General features: G+C 69.8%; 17 protein-coding genes. 5 read left to right on the forward strand and 12 right to left on the reverse strand.

What is annotated here, in order from left to right; translation table 11 throughout:
- Positions 1–12: 12 nt before the first annotated feature.
- Positions 13–201 carry a hypothetical protein gene (locus tag BJ988_RS18545; protein ID WP_179659423.1) on the reverse strand — a complete coding sequence of 63 codons (189 nt, stop codon included), beginning with the start codon at positions 199–201 and terminating at the stop codon, positions 13–15.
- Between the two features lie 80 nt (positions 202–281).
- On the opposite strand from BJ988_RS18545, the gene BJ988_RS18550 reads away from it, so the two are divergent.
- Complete coding sequence (locus BJ988_RS18550) at positions 282–1,523, forward strand: FAD-binding protein (protein ID WP_179659424.1); 1,242 nt, start codon at positions 282–284, stop codon at positions 1,521–1,523.
- An 80-nt stretch (positions 1,524–1,603) separates the two neighbouring features.
- Here BJ988_RS18550 and BJ988_RS18555 read toward each other — a convergent pair whose 3' ends face one another.
- The 6 genes from BJ988_RS18555 to BJ988_RS18580 form a co-directional block, all read right to left on the reverse strand.
- Entirely contained in the window at positions 1,604–1,894 is a 291-nt protein-coding gene (locus tag BJ988_RS18555; protein WP_179659425.1) for a chorismate mutase, read from the reverse strand.
- Between the two features lie 43 nt (positions 1,895–1,937).
- A complete protein-coding gene (gene trxA / locus BJ988_RS18560) occupies positions 1,938–2,312 on the reverse strand; it encodes a thioredoxin (protein WP_179659426.1) in 375 nt (124 codons plus the stop codon).
- A 96-nt stretch (positions 2,313–2,408) separates the two neighbouring features.
- The gene (locus BJ988_RS18565) at positions 2,409–2,549 is read right to left on the reverse strand and encodes a hypothetical protein (RefSeq protein ID WP_179659427.1); all 141 of its coding nucleotides are present in this window, start codon (positions 2,547–2,549) and stop codon (positions 2,409–2,411) included.
- Between the two features lie 83 nt (positions 2,550–2,632).
- A complete protein-coding gene (locus tag BJ988_RS18570; protein ID WP_179659428.1) occupies positions 2,633–4,840 on the reverse strand; it encodes a DEAD/DEAH box helicase in 2,208 nt (735 codons plus the stop codon).
- A 341-nt stretch (positions 4,841–5,181) separates the two neighbouring features.
- Positions 5,182–5,940: an alpha/beta fold hydrolase gene (locus BJ988_RS18575; RefSeq protein ID WP_179659429.1), complete on the reverse strand. Its 759-nt coding sequence runs from the start codon at positions 5,938–5,940 to the stop codon at positions 5,182–5,184.
- A 55-nt stretch (positions 5,941–5,995) separates the two neighbouring features.
- Complete coding sequence (locus tag BJ988_RS18580) at positions 5,996–7,378, reverse strand: NAD-dependent succinate-semialdehyde dehydrogenase (protein WP_179659430.1); 1,383 nt, start codon at positions 7,376–7,378, stop codon at positions 5,996–5,998.
- Positions 7,379–7,513: 135 nt separating this feature from the next.
- On the opposite strand from BJ988_RS18580, the gene BJ988_RS18585 reads away from it, so the two are divergent.
- On the forward strand, positions 7,514–8,362 hold the full coding sequence (locus BJ988_RS18585) for an acyl-CoA thioesterase domain-containing protein (protein WP_179659431.1): 849 nt from the start codon (positions 7,514–7,516) through the stop codon (positions 8,360–8,362).
- 50 nt (positions 8,363–8,412) lie between these two features.
- Here BJ988_RS18585 and BJ988_RS18590 read toward each other — a convergent pair whose 3' ends face one another.
- Positions 8,413–10,692, reverse strand: coding sequence for an Eco57I restriction-modification methylase domain-containing protein (locus tag BJ988_RS18590; RefSeq protein ID WP_179659432.1), 2,280 nt, complete (start codon positions 10,690–10,692; stop codon positions 8,413–8,415).
- 113 nt (positions 10,693–10,805) lie between these two features.
- Between BJ988_RS18590 and BJ988_RS18595 the strand changes: the two genes are divergently transcribed.
- The gene (locus BJ988_RS18595) at positions 10,806–11,921 is read left to right on the forward strand and encodes an MGDG synthase family glycosyltransferase (protein WP_179659433.1); all 1,116 of its coding nucleotides are present in this window, start codon (positions 10,806–10,808) and stop codon (positions 11,919–11,921) included.
- A 70-nt stretch (positions 11,922–11,991) separates the two neighbouring features.
- A complete protein-coding gene (locus BJ988_RS18600; protein WP_179659434.1) occupies positions 11,992–12,468 on the forward strand; it encodes a hypothetical protein in 477 nt (158 codons plus the stop codon).
- Here the strand turns inward: BJ988_RS18600 and BJ988_RS18605 are convergent.
- From BJ988_RS18605 to BJ988_RS18615, 3 genes are all read right to left on the reverse strand, one after another.
- Positions 12,465–13,364: an amidohydrolase family protein gene (locus tag BJ988_RS18605; RefSeq protein WP_343051678.1), complete on the reverse strand. Its 900-nt coding sequence runs from the start codon at positions 13,362–13,364 to the stop codon at positions 12,465–12,467. The two genes, BJ988_RS18600 and BJ988_RS18605, sit on opposite strands and share 4 nt — an antisense overlap.
- 11 nt (positions 13,365–13,375) lie before the next feature.
- Positions 13,376–14,278, reverse strand: a complete 903-nt coding sequence (locus BJ988_RS30585; protein ID WP_179659435.1) for an RNase H family protein — start codon at positions 14,276–14,278, stop codon at positions 13,376–13,378.
- A 104-nt stretch (positions 14,279–14,382) separates the two neighbouring features.
- Positions 14,383–15,063 (reverse strand): response regulator transcription factor, encoded by a 681-nt coding sequence (locus BJ988_RS18615; protein ID WP_179659436.1) that lies wholly within the window; start codon positions 15,061–15,063, stop codon positions 14,383–14,385.
- Positions 15,064–15,161: 98 nt separating this feature from the next.
- Here BJ988_RS18615 and BJ988_RS18620 point away from each other — a divergent pair, with 98 nt between their 5' ends.
- Positions 15,162–16,109 (forward strand): aldo/keto reductase, encoded by a 948-nt coding sequence (locus BJ988_RS18620; protein ID WP_179659437.1) that lies wholly within the window; start codon positions 15,162–15,164, stop codon positions 16,107–16,109.
- Positions 16,110–16,112: 3 nt separating this feature from the next.
- Here the strand turns inward: BJ988_RS18620 and BJ988_RS18625 are convergent, their stop codons facing one another.
- Positions 16,113–16,691, reverse strand: coding sequence for a TetR/AcrR family transcriptional regulator (locus tag BJ988_RS18625; RefSeq protein ID WP_179659438.1), 579 nt, complete (start codon positions 16,689–16,691; stop codon positions 16,113–16,115).
- Positions 16,692–16,700: the final 9 nt, after the last annotated feature.

A 16,700-nucleotide genomic window follows, 5' to 3' on the forward strand; every position in this document is an offset into this window, starting at 1 on the left:
AGGCCAGAACGCCTAGGCCCAGTAGTCGTCGTCGGGGCTGCCTGCGTCGAGCTTCTGCTCGGCGTAGTCGGCTTCGTTGACGTCGTCCGGCGTCGAGGAGACGGTCTCCTCGGCGTCCAGCGGCGCCTCCTCGTCGACGGTGTCCGTCACGACGGCGGTGGCCTGCTCCTCGAGATCTGCCTCTGCTGCGTGCTCGCTCATCTACCCCTCGCTCAGATCGACGTTCTCGAACTCCAGTAGACCACCGACCACAAGCCGGTGTCATCGCTACGATCCGTCGCATGCCTTCCCTCCCCGAGGCCTGCGGATCGACGTGGGCTCGCAGCTATGACTACACCGCGCGCGAGCTCGTGCGACCACGTTCCGTGGGTGACGTACGCGACCTCGTGCTGCGCGAGCCCCGGCTGCGCGCACTGGGGTCGCGGCACTCCTTCACCGATCTCGCTGACACCCCGGGCGTGCTGGTGTCGCTCGACCGGCTGGAGGAGTCACCGGTCCTGGCCGGCGACATCGTCCGGGTGCCCGGCGGGATGCGCTACGGAGAGCTCACCGCCTGGCTGCAGGAGCGTGGCCGGGCGCTGCCCAACCTCGCCTCGCTCCCCCACATCTCGGTCGCCGGCGCGGTCGCCACCGGCACCCACGGGTCCGGAGTACGCAACGGATCGCTGGCCACCTCCGTGACCGCCCTCGAGATCGTCGACGGGCGGGGCGAGCTGGTGCGCCTGGAGGCCGGCTCGCCCGACTTCGCGGGGGCCGTGGTCGGCATCGGCGCCCTGGGGATCGTGACGCACCTCGAGCTGCTGACCTCAGCGACCTACCAGATCGCGCAGACCGTCCACGAGGGGCTTACCTACGCTGACCTGCGAGAACACCTCACCGACATCCTTGGTGCGGTCTACTCGGTGTCGATCTTCACGCGTTGGTCCGACGAGCCCGACGGGTCCGTCGGCCGTGTCTGGGCTAAGTCGCTCTCGACGGCTCCGGAGATCCCCGGGACGGTGCTCGCGAGCCGGCCGCGCCACGTCGTCCCTGGCCTGGACCCGGCGCCCTGCACCGAGCAGCTCGGCGCGCCGGGGCCGTGGCACGAGCGGCTGCCCCACTTCCGGCTCGACTTCCAGCCGAGCGTCGGGGCCGAGCTGCAGAGCGAATACCTGGTGCCCCTCGAACGCGCTCAGGAGGCGCTCGACGCCGTCCGGTCGCTCGCCGACCGCATCCGGCCGCTGCTGCAGGTGAGCGAGATCCGCGCAGTCGCCGCCGACGATCTCTGGCTCTCCCCCGCCTACGGCACCGACGTGCTGGCGCTCCACTTCACCTGGAACGCCGACCCCACCGGCGTACGCGAGCTTCTGCCCGACCTGGAGCAGCGGCTCCCGGCGGGCACACGGCCACACTGGGGCAAGCTCTTCGCCACCACGGCCCCCGGCGCCGACTTCCCGCGCTGGGAGGACTTCAAGGACCTCGTCCGCCGCTTCGACCCCGACCGCCGGTTCTGGAACGCCTGGCTGGACCGGGTGGTCGGTTGACATTTCGGGGTAGTCCGGTAGCGAGCTGCCTATTACCGACGGGTAAATGGGCAGTTCGCTACCGGACTACCCCGACCCTGTCAGTCCTCGACGAACTGCCGGTGGTTGCGGATCACCTCGGCGATGATCACGTTGAGGATCTTTTCGGCGAACTCGGGGTCTAGGCCGGCGTCGTCGGAGAGCCGGCGGAGTCGCTCGATCTGGACCGCCTCGCGGCTGGGGTCGGCCGGCGGGAATCCGGCACGCGCCTTCAGCCGGCCGACCTGCTCGGTGCACTTGAAGCGCTCGGCGAGAAGGTGGACAAGGGCGGCGTCGAGGTTGTCGATGCTGCCGCGCAGGCGCAGGAGCTCGTCGTGGGCTTCTTCGGTCACAGCGCTATCAAACCTGATGTGGGTCCGGCAGCGTCGCTCGGTCTTACTCGCCGGACTCCGCGGACTGCGTGGACTGCTCGGCGAGCGCCTTGTCGACGTCGAGCTCGACGACTGCGTCGATGACCTGCTTCAACGCCGGAGCCGGGAGCGCACCGGGCTGGGAGAAGACCAGGTTGCCCTTCTTGAACGCCATCAGCGTCGGGATCGAGGTGATGTTGGCGGCACCGGCGAGCGCCTGCTCGGCCTCGGTGTCGACCTTGCCGAAGACGATCTCGGGGTGCTCCGCGGAGGCGGCGTCGTAGATCGGGCCGAACTGGCGGCACGGGCCGCACCAGGACGCCCAGAAGTCGACGAGGACGATCTCGTTGTCGGTGACGGTGCTCTCGAAGTTCTCTGCGCCGAGCTCGACGGTAGGCATGGGGGTCTCACTTTCCGGTCTGGAGTCACGTGTACGCCAGATCGGCGGACACGTACGCCTCAACGCATGTGGGCTGCTGAGGATTCCCCGTGGGGATCAGGGCAGGCGCTTGTTCTTCGGCCCGATCTGACGCTCGATCCGGCTGCGTGGCTGACCGGTCAGCTTGGCGACGATCGGCACTCGGAAGACGTATCCGCCGACAGCCGCCGCGATGAGGAGAAGAATGATCCAGAACATGTGACCAAGCCTACGCCGGAGCACCCAGGCGCCACCTCAGGATTCTCCCTGAGATGGCGCCCGGGTGAAGCGCCGGACCAGGATCAGGCGGTGCGCCGACTCCGGCGGCCGGACTCCCGCTTGCGGAGCGCGTCGGTGAGCAGCGAGACCAGGGCCTCGAGCTGGATGTCGGCGGAGTCGGTGACCTCCTCGTCGGAGCCGTCGAGGGCACGAGCCGCGAGGCCGGCCTTGGAGTCGATCAGCTCGGCGATCCGGGTGTCGATGGTCTGTGACGCGATGATCCGCCAGGCGGTGACCGGCTCGGTCTGGCCGATGCGGTGGACGCGGTCGATCGCCTGGGTCTGCTCGGCGTCGGTCCAGGAGAGCTCGGCCAGGATCAGGTTGGAGGCGGCCTGCAGGTTGATGCCGACGCCGGCGGCGGTGAGGGAACAGACGATCACGGCGACCTCGGGGTCGTTCATGAACTCGTCGATCGCCTTCTCGCGCGCCTTCGAGGTCTGGTCACCGCGGATCGTGGAGTAGCGGATGCCGCGCTCCTCGAAGACCTTCTGGGCGGTGTCCATGACCTCGATGTGCTTGGCGAAGAAGACGACCTTGCCGACGTTGCGGGCCAGCTGAGCGGCGTAGTCGGCGGCCAGGCTGGCCTTCGCCTTGCCGATGCGGCGCATCATGCCGAAGACGTTCTCACCGGTCGAGGCGTCCTGGTCCTCGCGCTCCCACGCGGCCACGCGGCGGATCAGCTCGAGGTCGAGCTCGCCGGCGGCCGGCTTGGCGCCGGTCACCCGGGTCTCGATGGCGGTGTCGTACCGCTTCATCATCCGCTTGGCCAGCTCGGCCTCGGCGGCCCGGATCGAGCGGCCCTCGGCGTCGTCGAGCTCGACCGGGAGGTCGGCCACGCGCCTGGCCGGGATGTCGCTGGCGACGTCGATCTTGCGGCGTCGGACGATGCCCTGGTTGACGACGACACGACGGGCAGCGCCGTAGAAGCTGTTGTCCTGCGGGGTCAGGCCGGTCTCCTCGAGCCCCTCGAGCAGACTGCCCTGCGGCATGACGTGGTCGATCCAGCCGAGGAACTGCCAGATCGCCCGGAAGTCCTCGATGTCGTTGATCAGCGGGGTGCCGGTCAGCGCCATCAACAGCGGGTTGGCCGTCCGCTGCCGGATCTTCTCGGAGAGAGCGAGCACGTGCTGAGAGCGCTGGGAGGACTTGTTCTTGATGAAGTGGGCCTCGTCGACGACCATGCCCTTGAAGCCGAACTCGCCGAGCCAGCCGACATGGCGGTCGAGGATCTCGTAGTTGACCACGATGATGTCGGCGAAGCCGTCGATGTCCTCACCGTTGCCGTGCACGACCGTCGCCTTCTTTGACGGCGTCCAGAGGTCGACCTCACGGGCCCAGTTGGCCTTGACGACGTTGGGCACGACGACGAGCAGCGGGTAGGCGTCGACCGCCTCGGCGGCGAGCAGGGCCTGAGCGGTCTTGCCGAGGCCGGGCTCGTCGGCCAGCAGGTAGGAACGGTGGCCCTCGGCGGCCGAGGCGACCAGCTGCGCCTGGTGGTGCATGAGCTCGCGGGTCCCCGGCGCGTCGATGTGGCCGGGGCCGTAGGCGGGCGGCTCGGGCAGCGGCATGCAGGAGGGCCCGGAGTCGGCGTACTCGAAGCTTCGGAACAGCGGTCCGAGCAGCTCCCAGCCGGAGAGGCGGCGGGCATGCACCGTCGGGCGAGCGTTGGTGAAGTCGGGCACCAGGAACGGGTTGGAGAGCTGGCGCTGGATGACGCTCGTCGGGACCACACGCTTGTCGGCGACCGCGACGACAGGAGTGTCGTCCTCGTCGTCCTCCTCGTCCTCGGGCACGTCGACGCCACCGCGGGCCATCAGCTCGTGCTTGAGGTCGACGGCGGCATCGGAGATCTCGGCGTCCTCGGCGAGGAGCTCGAACAGGCGCGAGTCCATGGTCGCCGTCTTGGCGAGGATCGTGGCGATCCCGTCCAAGCGCTTGAGCTGCTCGGCGCGGCGTCCCTCGTTGAGGGTCTCGTCCTCGAGCACGCGGTGGCGCTCGTCTCGGGCGAGGAGCGCGACGACCTGGAACTTGGTGCGCACATCGGGCATGGCCGAGCGGCGCTGCACGGCCGACTCCACCTCGCGGACGACCTGAGCGAGCACCGGGATGATGCCCTCGTTGTCCTTGTGGACGCCCTTGCGGCGACCGTTCTGCCCGGACTTGCCGGCGTTGCCGTTGCTTCGCGAACGGCCGGACCGGTTGTTGCGCCGGGTAGCGGCTCCCTGAGCCAACTGAATCCTCCTTGGGCCACGCACCGGGTGAGTGGCATGTCCAGATACCGACCTCATCGGCCGGTCGCCCTCCCAGGGCTCACGCAGATCGATGGCAGACGACTGACGACCGCATCCAAAACAGCGGGTACGCGCGATCGGCGCCTCATCGACCGGGCCAGTGACTCGTTCGGTCCCCACGACGAACGTCCACGAGCCGGGCGCTTGCAGCGAGTGTAACCCCACCCACACCTGTTAGCGGAAGTCTCGTTCCGCGTTTTCTGTCAATTGATCAAACATCGGCGTCAGACAGGGTGCGGGAGAGCCCGGTAGAACTCGCGCGAGAACTCGCGCGCCCCGGGTCAGTCCACCAGATACTGGTCCGCCCAGGCCGAGATGATCCGGGCGGCGCGCCTGGCCTGGCCCTTCCGGGTGAGGAGATGGTCGGAGCCCTCCAGCGCCACGAAGGAGCGCGGGTGGCGGGCGGTGTTGAAGATGTCGGAGGCGTTCTCGATGCCCACCGTGTTGTCGGTGGGACTGTGCATGACCAGGAGCGGCTTCTTGAGCTGCATGATCTTGTGGCGCAGGTCGGCGCGGCGTACGTCGTGGACGAAGTGATCGCGGAGGGTCAGCGACTTTCCGCCGGCCATCCACGGCGACTGACCCTCTTCCAGCACCCTGGAGAGCACCGCGTCGTAGTTGTGCTCGACGTGCGCGGGCTGGAACGGGGCGCCGACGGTGACCACGGCATCGACACCGACGGCCTCCCCGGCCGCGGCCAGGACCGCCGCGCCGCCGAAGGAGTGACCGACGAGCAGCTCGGCCGGAGTGCCGCGCTCGGCCATGAACCGGGTGGCCTCGACGGTGTCGGCGACCTTGTGGGTGAAGGAGCCGTCGCCCCAGTCGCCCTCGGAGTCGCCGAGTCCGAGGTTGTCGAAGCGCAGCATCCCGATGCCCTCGGCGGCGAGCTGCTTGCAGATCCGCGCGGCAGCCGGAGAGTCCTTACCGAGGGTGAAGCCGTGGCTGAACACTCCCCAGCCACGCACCTCACCCTCGGGCAGGTCGATGAGACCGGCCAGCACCGGCCCGGACATGCTCGCGAAAGACACCTTCTCAGCCACACTCCGGATTCTCGCAGAGAATCCGGAGCAACCGAGCAGGCCCGCTGAGGTGAGCTCAGCGCTCGACGTAGAAGAGACGCTTGTTGAGGAACTCGTCGATCCCGAGCGGGCCGAGCTCGCGGCCGAAGCCGGAGCGCTTGGTGCCGCCGAAGGGGACGTCGGCACCTTCACCGGCCGGGGTGTTGACGTTGGCCATGCCGACCTCGAGCTGCTGGGCGACGGCGATCGCGCGGGCCTCGTCGGTGGAGAAGACCGCACCACCGAGGCCGTACTCCACCGTGTTGGCCAGCTCGACCGCCTCCTCGTCCGTGCTCACCTTGTAGACCACCGCGACCGGACCGAAGAGCTCTTCGGTGTAGGCACGCATCTGCGGGGTGACCCCGGTGAGGACGGCGGGGGCGAAGAACGCGTCGGGCCCGTCGGAGATCTCGCCGCCGGCGTGGAGCGTTGCCCCCTTGGAGACCGCGTCCTCGATCTGGGCACGCAGCGCCTCGGCCGCCTTGCGGGCCACCAGCGGGGAGTAGACGGTGTCGTCGCCGTCCTCACCCTCGAGCGGCTTCATCGCGGCGGCGCGCTTGGTGAGGGACGCGACGAAGTCGTCGTAGACGCCTTCGTTCACGATCATCCGCTTGTTGCCGTTGCACACCTGGCCGACGTTCTCCATCCGGGTCGCCCAGGCGGTCTCGGCGGCCTCGTCGATGTCGTCGGAGTCGAGGATGATGTACGGGTCGGAGCCGCCGAGCTCGAGGACGACCTTCTTCAGGTTGCGGCCCGCGGCCTCGGCGACCGCCGTGCCGGCGCGCTCGGAGCCGGTCAGGGAGACCGCCCGGACCCTCGGGTCGGCGATCATCGTGGCGATCTGCTCATGGGTGGCGTAGATGTTCTGGTAGACGCCGTCGGGAAGGCCGGCCTCCTCGAAGATCTTCGCGATCGCGGCCGAGGAGCGCGGACAGTTCTCGGCGTGCTTGAGGATGACGGTGTTGCCGGCGACGAGGTTGGGCGCGGCGAAGCGGGCGACCTGGTAGTAGGGGTAGTTCCACGGCATCACCCCGAGCACCGGGCCGAGCGGGAGACGCTGGATGACCGCCTTGCCCTCGTGGCCGGGCAGGTCGGTCTCCGCGAGCAGCTCGGGGCCGTGGTCGGCGTAGTAGGCGGTGATCTCACCGGAGAACTCGGCCTCGCCGGCGCCCGAGGAGGCCTTCTTGCCCATCTCGGTGCGGATGATCTTCCCGAGCTCCGCGGCGCGCTCGGTGAAGAGGTCTGCGGCGCGCTTCACGATCGCGGAACGCTCCTCGATCGGGGTCGAGCGCCAGGCTGCGTACGCCTTCTTGGACCGCTCCATCGCCTCCTCCACCTCGGCGTCGGTGGCGAACGGGAAGGTCTCGATCACCTCGCCGGTTGCGGGGTCGGTCACCTGGTAGGGAGGCGTGGTGCTCATCGTCGTCCTCTTCGATCGGGGGCTGCTTTGGTGGCGATGGTACGTGGTTCTGGAGCGCTTTTGATGACGGAACCGTTACTCTTTACCGGTTTTCGCAACTGAATCCGAAGTTAGGACACGTTCTAGAATGTCCGCATGGATCTCGCATTCTTCCGGCGCACCGATGACGGTTTCGAGCCTACGCCGATGGCTCGCAGCATGTGGGCCGAGGACCACATGCACGGAGTGGCCGCCAGCGGCCTGATCGCTCGCGGTCTCGAGGACCAGATCGAGGAGCTCGGACGTGCCTCGGAACTGGTGCCCTCGCGCTATCACGTGGACCTGTTCCGACCGCCGCGGATGGTGCCGACGCGGATCCGCACGCGGGTCGTACGCAACGGCCCCCGCATCGCGTTGCTCGACGCCGAGATGGTCCAGTCCTCTGGTGACGACGAGGAGCGGGTCGTTGCCCGGGCGACCTGCACCTACCTGCTCGCCGGCGAGAACCCCGCCGGTGAGGTCTGGTCGTCGACCGAGCGCGCCGCTCCCCCGCCGCTGGAGGTGGCACCGCCGACCTCCGAGCCGCACGTGCCCTTCTTCGTCTCCGAGAACCCCTGGTCAGACGACTTCGGCAAGCACCAGAACTCCGGGCGCCACGTCACCTGGCAGGTCGCCGTACCGACCGTCGCCGGCGAGCCGATGACCCCGTTCCAGACCGTGGCCTCCATCGCCGACGCCACCTCGATGGTCACCAACTGGGGCAGCAACGGCGTCGAGTGGATCAACACCGACATCTCGCTCGCCCTCGCCCGCCGCCCCGCCGGGATGGAGGTCGGCCTCGCCACCATCGACCATGTCGCCCACGAGGGCATCTCCGTCGGCACCGCCGAGGTCTTCGACCGCGAGGGCACCATCGGCACCGCCACCGTCACTGCCTTGGCCAACGCCAAGCGCACCGTCGACTTCACCGCTCCTGTCGAGGGCGGCCCCGCCACCCCGGTCTAGCCGAGGCGTCACTCCCGTCGGCCGAAACGTCACTCGCGTCGGCCGAGACGTCACCGCGGTGACGTCTCGGGCGACGTACTTGACGTCTCGACCGACGTACGTGACGTCTCGGGCGACGGGAGTGACGTCTCGGGCGACGTACGTGACGTCTCGGGCGACGTACGTGACGTCTCGGCGAGGGTGAGGTTCTGGTCGACGAGGGCTGCCATCAGAGCTCGCTGACGGGTCGGGGTGAGGCCGAAGCCGGTGGGGGTCAGATCGGGAGTGGCGAGGGACTCTTCGATGCCCTGCAGGCGGGCGGCCGCGTGGTTGACGTCGGCGATGGCCTGGCGCAGGTCAGTGGTCGCGAGGTCGTGGGTGTGGTGGTCGCCGACGAGGTTGAGTACGCCGGTGATGCCGATCCGGCGCTCGGTGCCGACGCGGTCCAGGGCCGCCAGGAGCGCCTTGCCGACCGGGCGGAGCGGCGCGAGATCGACGGGGAACGGGTAGGTGGCGCGCAGGCGCGAGGGGTTGTAGCGGTAGGCGGTGTTGAGCATGGTGCCGCCGGCGCGCATCGCCCAGACACGATGGAGGTCGGAGGCCAAGAACGCGTACGCCGCCGGATCCTGCGTCGGGTAGACGACCAGGCCGTTGGAGAACACGTGGTCGGCGCCGACCAGCACAGGCCACAGGTGCTTGCTGTGCTTGCTGAACGCGATGACGTGCGACAGCCCGGCGGCATCGCGATAGAGCTCGTCGACCGGGCTGAGGAAACCCCACCAGCGCTCCTTGAGCTGGGGATACTTCACGAAGTGACGACGGCGCTCGGCGCGTACCTTCGACCGTACGAGACGCGCGAGCGCACGGTCCTCGGCGAGCTCCTCGAGCCCCAGCTTGCCGACGTCCACGACGAAGCGGGAGGCGGTCGAGCCACACGGCCTCACCAGGTCCTCACCGCTCAGATAGGGCCGCACGGCGTGCCCGAGCGGGCCGCGAGCGAAGGTCTCCGCCTCGGACGGCCTCAGCACGAGCGAGCGTCCGAGCACGATCGTGCCCTGATAGCCGTGCGGTAGCGGGACCTCGAGATCCAGCTGCGCCGGCTCCGGGAGGGAGAGGCCTTCCTCGAGCGTGCCGGTGATCGCGGAGACCGGGCGACCGTCGAGCCAGGCGCTGTCGAGCGGCCGGATGGTGAGCCAGATCTTCGCGAACCGCACGCCCGCCGTCGGCCACGGGGCCGAACGCTCCGCCCGAGCGACCTGCCAGCCGCGGTCCAGGAGGGCGCCGAGGCCGAACCGCGCCGTGTCGCCCTCGCTGACCGAGTCGGTCGTGATCAGCCCGATCTCGCCGCGGCTGAGAGCAGCGGCGCGGAGGAGGAAGTAGATGACGTAGTCGGCCCGCCTGGTGGTGCCCCCGGCGAGCGTGTGGGCGAGATAGTCCCGCAGCTCTTGACCGATCGCGTCCCGCACGCGTTTCACCCCGAGGTAGGGCGGGTTGCCGACGACCGCGTCGAAGCCGCCACGCGCCATCACCTCAGGAGCGACCAACGCCCAGTGGATCGGCCGGACGACGGGAACGGGCCTGCGCCGGCCCCTGCTCAGCGCCGCGTACGCCTCTTCGAGCCGTCGCCCCGGCCGGCCGCCCAACGGCAGCGCGACCGCGATCATGGCGTCGGCGTACGCCTTCGGATCGCGTACGTTCGCGGGCAGCTCGGCCGGGTCGACGAGCCCCACCAGCGAGTTGCCGCAGAAGATGCGGTCGTCGAGAAAGGTCAGCGGGAGGGTGGGGTCCTCGCAGAGCAGCCAGAGCGACAGCTTCGCGATGTCGACCGCGACCGGGTCGATGTCGGCACCGTAGAGACAGCCGGTCACGATCTCGACCGTGGGAACCTGGCACGAGGAGGCCAGATAGCGGGCGGAGGCGAGGAGGAAGACGCCGCTCCCGGCGGCGATGTCGACCACGGTCGCGTCCGGGGAGGCGACCGGTGCCAGGGTGTGCGCGACGATCTCGTCTGCGAGCTCGGGCTGGGTGTAGTGGGCACCGTTGTCGCGCCGCGAGGAGTCCTCGAGCAGAGCCTCGTAGACGTAGCCGATCTCCTCCAGAACGAGATCGTCCACCGCTGTCCCGTCCGGGAACAGATAGTCCGAAACCAGATGATCCAAGGAGGGACGGTCCACGCTCGGCGCGGACAGCAGCCCCGCCGAGTCGAGAGCAGCATCGGTGAGCGGAAGTCCCCGCGCTGCCGCGAAGCTCCGAACGACCCGGCGCATCACCACCGCCACCGCCAAGGGGCCGCCGCCCAGCTCGGCCACCGCCGACCGCGCTCGATCGCGCAACGCCTGGGCCGTGATCACAGGATGAACCATAGAACGCTCGCAGATTCTGCGAGACGAACCGATGGTGAAGAGTGCCGCCGGCGGGTGTCCCGTTCACCACGACGTCACACCTTGCCTACAGAATCCGGCGCATGCCCATCGACTCGGAGCGGCTCGGGCCCCTCCTGCACCTCCGGCCCGGCTCGGCACCCCGCGTGGCGATCATCTCGGCGAGCTACGGCGCCGGCCACAACTCGGCCTCCCGGGAGATCTCACGAGTACTCGAAGAGGCCGGGTGCGACGTCGAGATCCTCGATTTCGTCGATCTGATGCCGTGGCGGCTCGGACGCGGGCTGAAGCTCGGCTACAAGATGCAGCTCCAGGTCAGCCCCGACTCCTGGGGAACCACGATGAGCATGGTCATGCCGGGACGCCCGCTCCACAGGCCCTTCGCGCAGCTTCTTCGCCTCTCCGCTCGCCCCGTCATCGAAGCCACGCGCGGCGCCGACCTGGTCGTCTCCACCCACCCGTTCTGCTCCCAGGTCATCGGTGAGCTGCGCACCACCGGTCAGCTGACGACGCCGGCCGTCACCTACCTCACCGACGCCGCGGTCCCGGCGCTGTGGATCCACCCGGGCATCGACCTCAACCTCGCCATCCACGAGGTCGCCGCCCGCGAGGCCCGACTGCTCGGCGGCAACGCGTCCGTGGTCCAGGCGCTGGTCCCGGCCGGGGCGGAGTACGTGCCGGGGCGCGCCTTCCCCGACCCCCTGGCGGACCTCCAGCTGAACGGCCCGCGGGCGCTGGTCACCGGCGGCTCGCTCGGCGCCGGCGCGCTCGAGCAGACCGCCCGCGACATCCTCGCGCACAGCGACATGACCCCGGTGGTGCTCTGCGCGACCGACCCCTTTCTCAAGCGCCGCCTGGAGCGGATCCCCGGTGTCGTGGCCCTCGGCTGGCGCACCGACGTACGCGCTCTGATGGCGGCCAGCGACTGCGTCGTCCAGAACGCCGGCGGCTTCACCTCGCTCGAGGCTCTGGCCTCGGGCACCCCGGTGATCACCTACCGCTCGATCTCCGGCCACGGCGCTGCCAACTCGGCGAACCTGGACCGTGCGGGGCTGATCCCGTGGGCCCGGGACGAGCTCGAGCTCGCCAAGCACCTGGTGGTCGCCGCGGAGTCGCCCCGGTTCAACCGGCTCGCACTCGGTTTCCCCGACATCGTCCAGATCCTCACCGGCAGCTTCGAGGAGACCGCCGTGGCCTGACCGGTCCTCCGGGCGGCGTACTTTGCGGCAAAGCGCACACGGACGAGCACCGACCTGGTTGGCTACGCAGGTGACAGCGATCTTCGCGAGTGTGGTGGCAGTGCTCGGCACCCTCCTCGGCTCTCTGGCGACGTACGCGATCCAGCGGAGCACAGTTCGTCAGCAGCAGGCACTGGCCGGGGTAGAGCGCCGGCGGCAGGAACGGGTCGACGCGATCGCGGTCTACGCGGAGGCACTCACCACCTACCGACGTGTCCGGATGGACCGGTGGCACTCCGTCAACGAGGATCGCGACGACCAGGACACCCTCCGACGGCAGAACTACGAGGTACGCGCGGCGGCCGTGTCGGCACGACTACGAGTCGAGCTGCTGGTCGAGGACCAGGAGCTGCGAAAGCAATGTCGCCTGGCGCTCGAGGTCATCGAGGCGATGAGGCCCGGGATCACCTCCGAGGAGTTCGACCAGGGCCGGAACGAGTCGCGGACCGCGCTCACCCGGCTTGTCGACGCGGCCCGCAAGTTCTTGGAGCAGGCACAGCCGGGCTAGAGCCGGAAGAGCCGCGCGGCATTCTCGTAGAGCACCCCGCGCGCCCACTCGTCCCCGAGCCCGAGACCCAGAACCGCGTCGACCGCCTCCAGATACGGATAGGGGATGTTCGGGAAGTCGCTCCCGAACAGCACCCGCTCCCCCAGCGCCTTCAGGCGTGGCATCTCCTCGGCCGGGAAGGGCGCCATCGCCTCGGTGAAGGCGGTGAAGGCCATGGTCGTGTCCAGGTGCACCCCGTCGTACTTCTCCGCCAGATCGAGGAATCGTGAGTAGTCCGGCAGCCCCATGTGGGCGATGATCAGCACCAGATCCGGATAGCGCTCGAGCAGCGCCTCCATGCCGGCCGGCCCGGTGAAACGCCCCGGCGCGGGCCCGTGGCCGGAGTGGATCACCAGCGGCGTACGCGACTGCGAGAGCACCTCCCAGACCGGGTCCAGCAGCGGCGAGTTGGGGTCGTAGTCACCGACCTGGACGTGCGCCTTGAAGATCCGCGCCCCTGCCTCCACCGCCTCGCGCACACACTCGCCCGCCCCCGGCTCCGGGTAGAACGTCGCGGACTGCAGGCAGTCCGGCTTGTCGGCAGCGAACTCCGCACCCCACTCGTTCAGCCACGCCGCCATCTGGGGCTTGTGCGGATAGGTGAGCGCCGAGAAGTGACCTACGCCGAGGCCCCTCAGCACGCGGAGCCGCTCCTCCTCGGTGTGCCGGTAGGCGATCGGCCACGCCCGGCCGGTCATCGGACCGACCGCGTCGAAGTAGGACCAGACCTTCTCGAGCATCCGCTCGGGCAGGAAATGGGTGTGTACGTCGAAGATGCCGTCCAGGCCCAGCGCATCGAGCCGCGCACGGATCTGCGCAGGCTCGTCGGGGGCGACGGTGACCGCAGGAGCATTCACAGCAGGCGAACCTACCCGGCTGAGGCGGAGCCCGAAGCCATGTGCCCCGCAGATGCGGAGCCCGAAGGCACGGGCACGGCGAACGTTTCCGCGATCGCCCGCGCCCTCGCGGGGATCTCCTCGGCGGTCAGCCCCCAGGTCCCCTCGGCGAAACGCCGGGCGAGCTTCGCGAGCGAGTCCGCACCTTCGTTGAGTGCCTCGCCGACATGGCCGCGCACCCATTCGAACGAGACTCGCTCGGACTCGCGGCACAGATCGTCGTGCATCCGGGTCAGGCCGGCGAGCTCGGCCCGGTGGGCAGTGTCGTAGCCCTTCGGCATGGACTCCTCGCCCCGGAGCCAGCTCTCGATCAGCGCGAGCGCGACCCGCGAGTCGGTCCGGATGGTCAGCGTGCGCCGAGGCAGCGCTCGCACCGCCTCGGCGATCGCCTGGAGCTCGGCCAGGACCACCAGCGACTGCGGATCGCGGATCCGGGCGTTGGGCATCTGCCGCCCGAAGCCGTGCTGTCCGTCGCCGGCGAGCCAGCCCCACCCGATGTACCCGCGGTGCGCCGAGCCGTCGGTCGCCACCACCAGTGGTGGCAACGGGCCGGCGCGATGGACGGCCAGCGCCTCGACCGCCTCGGCGCGGATGTCCGCGTCCTCGTCGACGAACGGCACCACGGCGACCCCTGGATACGCGGACGCGATCTCGTCGGTCAGAATCCAGAACCGCGAGTTGGACGGAAGCGCGACTACGACCTGAACCGGTGCGAGCGACTGCAGCGAGTCGTACGCGGCTCCGAGCGCCGCGATGATCGCGTCCTCGGTCCCGCGCGCACCCAGCGATCCCGCCGCGCGCAGCTCCGGACCGGCCAGAACCCAGTCCCAGCGCTCGGCGTCGCTGCGCCCCTTGACGACGATGAAGCAACGCACCGCAGACCTCCTGACCCGCCCGAACAAGTCACTCTCGACGTTACCGGGCGGCCCCGAAGATCCCGACGGCGCCATCAGGATCCGGACACCGTCGACCGGAACGGTCAGACGAGCCCGAGCTCCCGGGCGCGTACGCCCGCCTGGAACCGGGACGAGGCGCCGAGCGCCTCCATGAGCTCGGCGACCCGGCGCCGGTAGGTGCGTACGCCGAGCCCGAGGGTGCGCGCCGCGGCCTCGTCCTTCACGCCTCGGCCGAGCAGGTCGAGCACCTGCGGAGCGATGTCGCGCAGCTCGGCGATCCGGGCGTCGTAGGCGTCCACCGAGGTCGCCGAACGCCACGCCGCATCGAAGAGGGAGGTGACGCCCTGGACCACCTCGGGCTGGGTGACGATGCTGAAGCTGCGCTCGCCCAGGCGCCGGTCGCCGGCGAGGATCGCCACCCGGCGGTCGATCAGGATCGTCTCGTTGATCTCGTCGGGAGTGATCCGGATCTGGGCGCCACGGGTGTCGCGGATCTCGCGCAGATGAGCGGCGGAGGTCGGGTCGAGCAGCACGTTGGGCCGATAGACCTTCCGCAGCCGCACCTCGGCGCCGTCGCGACCGCACAGCGCGGCCCGGATGCCGGCATCGGTCCGCGCGGCCGACCAGGTGCGCAGGTCGATCGCCGCACAGGCGATGTCGGTGGCGACCGCGAACAGATGCGAGGTGCGCCGCACCAGCTCCTCCTCGCCGCGAACGAGGGCGACGGTCCCGCCCGTCCGGATCGTCCCCACGGTGTTCGTCATGGCATCGATCCTCCCTCGCCCACCAAGGCGCGAGCGGCGATCGGCAACAACCTGCCAACGGCGTGAGTACGCGGCAGCTGGTCGCGACGCTGGAGAGCATGACGACGAACCACATCACCGCCGGCACCGCCGGCACCGCCGGCACCGCCGGCACCTGGCAGCTCGGCGAGAAGCAGATCAACCGGATCGGCTTCGGTGCGATGCGCCTGATCGGCAACCTGTCCACCCCGATCGCCCCCGACCGCGAGGCCGCGATCGCCGTGCTCCGCCGCGCTGTCGAGCTCGGCGTGAACCACATCGACACCGCGGCGATCTACTTCACCCCCACGCGGTCGGCCAACGAGCTGATCGCGACCGCCCTCCAGCCGTACGACGACGACCTGGTGATCGCGACCAAGGTCGGCCCCACCCCGCGCGGACGCGACGGCGCCTGGGAGTCAGAGACCCGTCCCGAGCGCCTGCGCGACCAGGTCGAGGAGAACATCCGCCAGCTCGGCCTCGACCACCTCGACGTGGTGAACCTGCGCTGGGGAGTCGGGCGCGAGCGCGGCACCGGGTCCATCGCCGACCACTTCGGCGCCCTGCTCGACCTGCGCGAGGCGGGCCTGGTCGAGCATGTCGGCCTCTCCAACATCGGCCCTGAGCAGCTCACGGAGGCGCTCGTGATCGGGCCGGTGGCCTGCGTACAGAACCAGTACGGTCTCACCACCCGCCGCGAGGACGACGCGCTGCTGCGGCTGTGCGGCGAGCACGGGGTCGCGTTCGTGCCCTTCAACTCCATCGGCGCCGCCGTCGCCGGAGCGGTCCCTGGAACCGTCCCCGACGAGACCGGACGCCACGTGGTCGAGGCCATCGCAGAGGCGCACTCCGCGACCCCCGCCCAGGTACGCCTCGCCTGGACCCTCCACCAGGGCCCGCACGTGCTCGCCATCCCCGGCACCGCCGACCCCGCGCACCTCGCGGAGAACATCGCCGCCGGCGCCCTCCGGCTCACCGACGAGGAGGTGGACCGCCTGGACGCCGTCTCCGCGCCGACGGCTCGCTGACCTCTAGGCCGCGGTGCCCAACGCCTCCCGCACCGCGGCCCGTACGGTGTGGCCGGCCGCCTCCAGCGGCTCGGTGGACCGCAGCGACCGAGCCAGGACGAAGGCGCCCTCGAGGCTCGTGATGAAGCCGATGATCAGGCCGCGGGCGGCCTCGGGCGGAACTCCCCGCTGCTCGAGATGCCGCCCGCCGGCCTCGATCCAGTCGGCGAACACCTCGGCGGTCGCCTGGCGCAGCGGCTCGTTGGTGCTCGCGACCTCGAGCGCGACGGTGGCGATCGGGCAGGCGTCGGCATAGTCGGTCTCCACCAGCACCGTGGCGGCGGCCGCGAACGCGGTCTCGACATTGGTGAGCAAGTCGTCGGGACCGGCGAAGAAGGCCAGGACCAGGTCTCGGTACTCCCCGCCCGCGCGCCGGATCGTCTCGCCCGCCAGGTCGTCCTTGCCACCGGGGAAGAAGTGGTAGATCGATCCGAACGGCGCCTTGGCCACCTCGGCGATCTGCTTGAGGCCGGTGCCGGACATGCCCTGTCTGCGGAAGAGCTCGGTGCTGGCATCGAGGATCCGCGTACGCGTGTTGGTCATCGCCTGAAC

Origin of the sequence: Nocardioides panzhihuensis, from assembly GCF_013408335.1 — a bacterium.
GTDB classification, from domain to species: domain Bacteria; phylum Actinomycetota; class Actinomycetes; order Propionibacteriales; family Nocardioidaceae; genus Nocardioides; species Nocardioides panzhihuensis.